Genomic DNA, 7,414 nt, shown 5'->3' with positions numbered 1-7,414 from the left:
GGCGCCGCGTAGCCACCAGGTTTGACCGCAACATCAAGACCTTCATGGCAACCATCGCCATCGCCGCCTTCGTCATATGGTGGCTCTAATGAGTCCGGACCCTAGATCAGACCGAAATCATGGATTGGTTGAACTAGAAGCGGGCCGAGGGCTATGCGCAGGCGACGATCAATCGCTGGCAGGTCATCATGAGCCACATGATGCGCATGGCAAAGCGCTGGGGCCTTCCAGGGGCAGAAGTTAATCCGCTCGAAGGAGTAAAGCAAAAGGACCCCGAGAACCGGGTTGAGCGCTTCCTCACCGCTGCAGAGACCCAGCGGCTCAAGGATTCGGTCGAAGAAAGCCCCAACTTCATGTTGCGGTACATCGTGGCCCTGCTGCTACTGACCGGCTGCAGGAAGCGCGAACTGCTGGATGCCAAATGGGATCAGATATCGTTCGAACGCAAGATCTGGCGGATACCGACCAGCAAGAGCGGCAAGCCCCGGCATGTGCCGCTTTCTCAGGACGCGCTCAACGTGTTGCACTCGATTCCTCGGTTCGATGCCTGCCCATTCATCGTGCCGAATCCGGAAACCTTCAAGCCGTTCGTTTCGGTCTACAACGCTTGGGACAATGCGCGGCGGCGGGCAGGGCTACCCGACGTGCGTATGCATGACCTTCGCCACAGCGCAGCGTCCAATCTCGTCAATTCGGGGCAGTCGCTCTACGTCGTGGCAAAGGTTCTTGGCCACGCTCAGGTCAAGACCAGTGAGCGCTATGCGCATCTCTCGACCGATACCTTGCTTCAGGCGGTGAACGCCGCATCGGAGGTCACTGGAACGACATGGGCGAATGCAGTGGTGGATGTTCAGCCGCCAAGGCTGCCAACGCTGTAGGGCAACGGTAGGTCGTTTGGTGATCGACAATCAGGCCAAAATGTCTTCCAGTGGATGATGGCCGAATTCGGGTTTCACGTGAAGTTACGAGGTAGGTGGGAGTCATTGAAAGGTGGCTCCCACACGTCCTTATAATTTTGTTTTCTAACGGGAAAATCAGGCCGAATCAGAATCTGTTCATGCTGGTCTCTGCCCTCATGGGGCTGGAGCGGATGCAGGCAGCATATGCGTACGCCATCGCGCACGATTATCGCTTCTACTCCTACGGGGATTCCAGCCTGCTGCTGCCCTGACCGGTTTGCGTGTGCATGAACGAGGCGAAGGGGGTTGGAAAACGCGCCGGGTAACGCCATTCAGAGCCGATGCAACCCATCCTTGAAATTCGCGGCCTGACCAAAACCTATAAAGGCGGGTTTACCGCGCTCAAGGGCGTGGACCTTGTCATCAACAAAGGCGAGATTTTCGCGCTGCTGGGGCCGAACGGCGCCGGCAAGACGACGCTGATCGCGGCGGTATGCGGCATGGTGCGTCCCACGTCTGGCACCATCGCGGTGTTCGGCGAGGATCTGGCCCGGAACTGGCGTTCCGTGCGTTCGCGCATCGGCCTGGTTCCGCAGGAACTGGCGACCGACATGTTCGAACCCGTGCTGCGATCCGTGAACCATTCGCGTGGGCTTTTTGGCCTGGCGCCAGACCCCGCGCGGATCGAGGAGATATTGCGCGCGCTCAGCTTGTGGGACAAGCGCGATGCGCAGATCCGCACGCTTTCGGGCGGCATGAAGCGGCGCGTGCTGATCGCCAAGGCGCTGGCTCACGAACCCGAACTGCTGTTCCTGGATGAGCCAACCGCCGGCGTCGATGTCGAACTGCGGCGCGACATGTGGAAGCAAATCGCCCTGCTGCGCGAACGCGGGACGACGGTGATCTTGACCACCCACTACATCGAAGAGGCCGAGGAAATGGCGGACCGCGTCGGCATCATCCGCCAGGGCGAAATCCTGATGGTGGATGAAAAGACCGCGATGATGGAACGGCTGGGGCGCACCGAGGCGCTGATTTCCCTGGCCCAGCCGTTGGCAGAACTGCCGGGGCCCATCGCCCGGTATCCGGTCTCACTGATCGAGGAGGGCACGGTGCTGTGCTATCGCGGTGGTGGCGGTGAGGGGGGAGGGACAGGCACGCAGGACGTGGCCAATCTGACCAAGGACCTGACCCGCGCCGGAATCGACTACACAGCGATCGACATCCACGAATCGAGCCTGGAAGACATTTTCGTCAACCTGCTGGAAGGCCCGCAGGGCGTGGCCCAGCGCGATGGACAAGCGGCATGAGCGTCTTCAACGCGCGCAGCGCCTGGACCATCTACAAGCAGGAATTGCTCCGCGCTTTTCGCACCGCGATGCAGTCCATCCTCGCCCCGGTCCTCACCACCACGCTCTATTTCGTGGTGTTCGGCGCGGCGATCGGCGGCAAGATGAGCGGCGGCGGCATCGACGGCGTAAGTTACGGTGCGTTCATCGTGCCGGGCCTGTTGCTGCTCACGCTACTGGGCGAAAGCACGTCCAACGCCAGCTTCGGGATCTACATGCCGCGTTTCACCGGCTCGATCTACGAGTTGTTGTCTGCGCCGGTCGGGGTGGGCGAAACCTTGGTCGGGTTCGTGGGCGCTGCGGCGACCAAGTCGCTGATCCTGGCCGCCATTATTCTAGTAACGGCCAGCCAGTTCGTTGATTATTCAATCGCACATCCGTTCTACGCATTCGGCTTCATCCTGCTGGTTTCAGCCAGTTTTTCGCTGCTAGGTTTCATCCTGGGCATTTGGGCGGACAGCTTCGAGAAACTCACTGTGGTGCCGATGCTGATCCTGACGCCGCTAACGTTCCTGGGTGGCACGTTCTATTCGATCAACGATCTGCCCGATCCCTGGAAGTCGGTGGCTTTGGCAAACCCGGTGGTGTTCCTGGTCAACGGCCTGCGCTGGACGTTCTATGATCGCTCCGACGTGCCTATCGGCCTTTCGATCGGCCTGACACTGCTGTTCCTCGCAATATGCGTGGTCTTCATCGCATGGATATTCCGCACCGGGTGGCGCCTGCGAACATAGCCGCGTAAGGTTGCCACTATGACGATGCACCGCCGGGTTCTCGCCAGCGCTCCTTTTGTCGTGTTCTGCGCCCCGGCTCTTGCGCAAGAGTATCCGCAGAACCTGATCGTGCCTCTGGCCGCGCCAAGTGTGCTGAGCCTAAATCTGCCGGCCTATCCGCCGTTCGTGCCTTATGTCCGTGCCGAGCGGCCCCAACTCGACCGGCAGGTTCGCGCGATGCTGGAAGCCGCGATGAAGACGGACGACAGCGCCGCCGTTGCTGCTGTCGTCAAGTTCGCTCTCGAAACCCAGCGCTATGACAAGGACGAGATCCGCGAACTGCAGCGCGCGTATAATGACCGCCGGGCCAAGGAAATCGCCGCCAGGACCTTGGCCGAGCAGAACCGTATCCGCGCCTCCGGCGTGCTTGACTTGTGGAAGGGTCAGATCGAACTGGGCGCCTTTCGCGCGACCGGCAATACCGACAACTTCGGCTTCAGTGCGGCCCTCAAGCTGGATCGCAAGGGCATCGACTGGGAGCATATCTTCCAGGCGACGGCGGACTATCAGGAGGATCGCGGCACGGTAACCCGCGAACAGTACACGGCCAGCTATCAGCCGCGTTACACCCTGAACGAAGGCCTGTTTACCTATGCCCGCGCGCAGTATGAGCGGGACCCCATCCAGGGCTTCGAGGACCGGTATACGCTGTCAGGCGGGCTTGGGTATCGCATCCTCAACCGCCCCGGACGCACTTTGTCCCTTGAGGCCGGTCCCGCCATCCGCCAGGTCGATTACGTGCGAGAGCCTAACGAAACTGCCTGGTCGACGCTGACCTCGCTTGATTTCGACTGGAAGATCAACCCGACGATCAAACTGACGCAGGATGCCAGCGCCTATGTGGGGTCAGACAACAACACGTTTACATCGTTGACCGCGATCGAGGCGGGCATGGCAAAAGGGTTGAAGGCCAAGATCTCGTACTCGATCGAACATGAAACGTCGCCTCCTGAAGGATCGTTGAAGACCGACACGATTTCCCGGTTCTCGCTGGTCTACGGATTCTGACCATACGGGCAGTTGTGCGCATTCCGTCGTTTCCGAAACACGCCAAAGTGATTAGGGAGCGCGTCATGAACCCTCGTTTCCAGTTTTCGATCCACGCTACCGACGGCAAGGCGCGCACCGGCGTGATTAAGATGCGGCGCGGTGACATCCGCACGCCCGCTTTCATGCCCGTCGGCACCGCCGCCACGGTCAAGGCGATGAAACCGCAGGACGTGCGCGCCACCGGGGCCGACATTCTGCTTGGCAACACCTACCACCTTATGCTGCGCCCCGGCGCCGAACGGGTGGCACGGCTGGGTGGGCTCCACAGGTTCATGAACTGGGACCGGCCGATCCTCACCGACAGTGGCGGCTATCAGGTGATGAGCCTGTCCGAACTGCGCAAGATCACCGAGGACGGAGTGACGTTCGCCAGCCACATCGACGGCTCGCGGCATATGCTGTCTCCCGAACGCTCGATGGAAATCCAGCGGCTGCTGGGCTCTGACATCGTCATGTGCTTCGATGAATGTCCCAAGATCGATCAGCCGCGCGACGTCATCGCGCGGTCCATGGAAATGTCGATGCGCTGGGCACAGCGCAGCCGGGCCGCGTTCGATGCCGGAGGCGATCACGCGGAAGGGTCTGCGCTGTTTGGCATCCAGCAAGGCGCGCTGGACGAATCCTTGCGCAAAACCAGCGCCGATGCACTGACCGCGATCGGCTTCGATGGCTATGCGATCGGCGGTCTGGCGGTGGGCGAGGGGCAGGAGGCGATGTTCGCAACGCTCGATTTCGCGCCTGGCCAATTGCCCCTGGATCGGCCGCGCTATCTGATGGGCGTTGGCAAGCCGGACGATCTGGTAGGGGCGGTGGAGCGCGGCGTCGACATGTTCGACTGCGTGCTTCCCACAAGGTCGGGCCGCAACGGTCAGGCCTTCACGTGGAGCGGCCCGCTGAACATGCGCAACGCCCGCCATGCTGAGGACACCGGACCGGTGGATCCGCAGTGCATCTGCCCCACATGCGCCACTTATAGCAGGGCCTACATCCATCACCTCATCAAGGCGGGCGAGATGCTGGGAGCCATGCTGCTCACCGAACACAATCTGTCGTTCTACCAGCAGCTTATGCAAGGCATGCGCGATGCCATCGCAGCAGGTTCCTTTGCAGAATTTGCCGCCACTTTTCGGCAGAATTATTTGTAGCGGCGTCTGATCAACAACTTGTCCGCAGCAACAAAGCGGATACGTTCCACGGCGAAGAGACTCAGGGTTTCTCTTCGAAGAGGGGCGATGATCAGAAAAACTTTGTTGAGCTTGAGCGCGGGGTGCCTGGCACTGTGTGCAACGTCACCGCGCGCGGAAACGACGAATGATGCAGCGCGCTTCGGTGCCTTGCCGGCGGTTGAGCACGTCAGCCTGTCTCCGGACGGCACCAAGATCTCGTTGATCATGCGCCAGCCGGACGGCCGTTCATTGCTGGCGGTGCTGGATACGGAAAAAGGCTCCGACCTCAAGGGCATCATGGGCTCTCCCAGTATCGACGCGCAACTGCGCAGGTGCGAATGGGTGACCGACGGTCGCCTGGTTTGCATCGTATCCGTTCAGGCCGAAATGTACGGTAAGCGCTTGACGTTCACCCGGCCTCTGGCGGTCGATGCCGATGGGCGAAATGTGATGCAGCTTGCGCAGCGGCCCACTGATCGCAGTACTGGCGTTGCCATTTATGGCGGTGAAGTGATCGACACGAACCTGGTCAAGCCCGGCCATGTGCTGATGACGCAGAACTTCGTTCCGGAAACCAAGACCGGGTCGATCATTCAGAACAATTCCGACGGGATCGGCGTTCAGGACATTGATGTGGTGTCCGGCGCCCGCAGGACGGTTGAGCCCGGCCGCCGCCAGGCAAGAACATATATCAGCGATGGCCACGGCACGGTCAGGGTCATGGGGCAGATCCAGGCCCAGGATTCCGGCATGATGACCGGTCGGGAGCTGTTCTTTTATCGCACCTTGGACAGTCGCGAGTGGAAGCCGCTGTCTCAAGCTATCTCTGCTGACAACACATCGACCGGGTTCCGGCCGGAGGCGGTCGATGCGCAGAAGAATATCGTATACGGCTTCGACAACGATGCGGGTGGATTGACCGGGCTCTACAGCGTGGCGCTCGATGGCTCACAGCGCAAGGAACTGGTGTTGTCGCGCCCCGGCGTTGATGTCGACGACCTGATGGTTTTCGGCAGATCCCGCCGGGTGGTGGGCGCGAGCTATGCTACCGATCGCCGTGTCGCCGAGTATTTCGATCCGGTCCTGAACAAGCTGAGCCAGGCTTTGATGAAGGTATTGCCGGGCGCCCCTGCAATATCGTTTATCGATGCCAGTGCGGACGAGAACAAGATCGTCATTCTCGCCTCAAGCGACACCAATCCCGGCGTGTTCTATCTGTATGACCGCAAAAGTCATCATCTGAGCCAGATCATTCCTTATCGGCCTAATTTGACTGGCGCCAAGCTTGCCGAGATGAAACCGATCACGTTCCCGGCTGCGGATGGCACGATGATCCCCGCCTATCTGACGTTGCCGCCGGGCAGTTCGGGGCGCAACCTGCCCGCGATCGTCATGCCCCACGGTGGGCCTTCGGCGCGCGATGAATGGGGATTCGACTGGCTCGTGCAGTTTTTTGCCGCGCGCGGTTATGCCGTTCTGCAGCCCAATTATCGCGGCTCTTCCGGGTATGGCGCCGACTGGTACCAGCACAACGGGTTCAAGTCATGGAAGGTGGCGATCAACGATGTTGACGATGCTGGCCGCTGGCTGATCAAGCAGGGCATCGCTGCGCCCGACAAGCTGGGCATCGTTGGCTGGTCTTATGGCGGCTATGCGGCGCTGCAATCCCAGGTTGTGGACCCTGATCTCTACAAGGCTGTGGTTGCGATCGCCCCGGTAACGGATTTGGCGGCTCTGCGTGAGGAGTCGCAAGGGTTCGTGGATTACAATGTCGTCGATCAGGCTATCGGGCGCGGGCCGCATATCGAAGCCGGGTCGCCGGCGCGGCATGCGGCGGCTTTCAAATCGCCGGTGCTGCTGTTCCACGGCAACCGGGACCAAAACGTGAATGTTTCAGAATCGCGGTTAATGAACTCGCGACTTCGTGGCGCTGGAAAGCAGGTCGAGTACGTAGAATTCGATGGGCTGGACCATCAACTCGGATCTGCGGAAGCTCGAACCAAGTTGCTTTTCGAAAGCGACGCGTTCTTGCGAAAAGCCATGGGCCTACACTGAAGGATAGGCCTGGGATTGCGCGTAGGGGGCCGCTTCAGGCAGCCTCGACCATCCCGTCCCCGGCCATCGTTGCTTCCTGCAACTGGGTACCGACGTAGGCCACAAATTTTCCGGTGCGCGTA

Annotated in this window: 6 protein-coding genes and 1 pseudogene; all 7 read left to right on the top strand. The window is 60.5% G+C overall.

The genetic code is table 11. From position 1 onward, the window contains the following. The first annotated feature begins 197 nt into the window (after window positions 1-197). On the top strand, window positions 198-878 hold the full coding sequence (locus ASE49_RS14365; protein ID WP_235522998.1) for a site-specific integrase: 681 nt from the start codon (window positions 198-200) through the stop codon (window positions 876-878). A gap of 161 nt (window positions 879-1,039) precedes the next feature. Beyond that, window positions 1,040-1,171: pseudogene (locus ASE49_RS18845) on the top strand (S-adenosylmethionine:tRNA ribosyltransferase-isomerase); the annotation flags it as partial. A 69-nt stretch (window positions 1,172-1,240) separates the two neighbouring features. Next, window positions 1,241-2,209, top strand: coding sequence for an ABC transporter ATP-binding protein (locus tag ASE49_RS14360; RefSeq protein ID WP_056773894.1), 969 nt, complete (start codon window positions 1,241-1,243; stop codon window positions 2,207-2,209). Continuing rightward, window positions 2,206-2,982 (top strand): ABC transporter permease, encoded by a 777-nt coding sequence (locus ASE49_RS14355; RefSeq protein ID WP_056773891.1) that lies wholly within the window; start codon window positions 2,206-2,208, stop codon window positions 2,980-2,982. The genes ASE49_RS14360 and ASE49_RS14355 overlap by 4 nt, the downstream gene beginning before the upstream one ends. An 18-nt stretch (window positions 2,983-3,000) precedes the next feature. Then, window positions 3,001-4,029 carry a DUF481 domain-containing protein gene (locus tag ASE49_RS14350; RefSeq protein ID WP_056773888.1) on the top strand — a complete coding sequence of 343 codons (1,029 nt, stop codon included), beginning with the start codon at window positions 3,001-3,003 and terminating at the stop codon, window positions 4,027-4,029. Between the two features lie 65 nt (window positions 4,030-4,094). Next, entirely contained in the window at window positions 4,095-5,216 is a 1,122-nt protein-coding gene (gene tgt, locus ASE49_RS14345) for a tRNA guanosine(34) transglycosylase Tgt (protein ID WP_056773885.1), read from the top strand. Window positions 5,217-5,303: 87 nt separating this feature from the next. Further along, a complete protein-coding gene (locus tag ASE49_RS14340; protein WP_082456482.1) occupies window positions 5,304-7,292 on the top strand; it encodes an alpha/beta hydrolase family protein in 1,989 nt (662 codons plus the stop codon). The last annotated feature ends 122 nt before the right edge of the window (window positions 7,293-7,414 follow it).

Origin of the sequence: Novosphingobium sp. Leaf2 (genome assembly GCF_001421325.1) — a bacterium.
GTDB lineage: Bacteria > Pseudomonadota > Alphaproteobacteria > Sphingomonadales > Sphingomonadaceae > Novosphingobium.
This window is presented reverse-complemented; position numbering and strand designations above follow the sequence as displayed.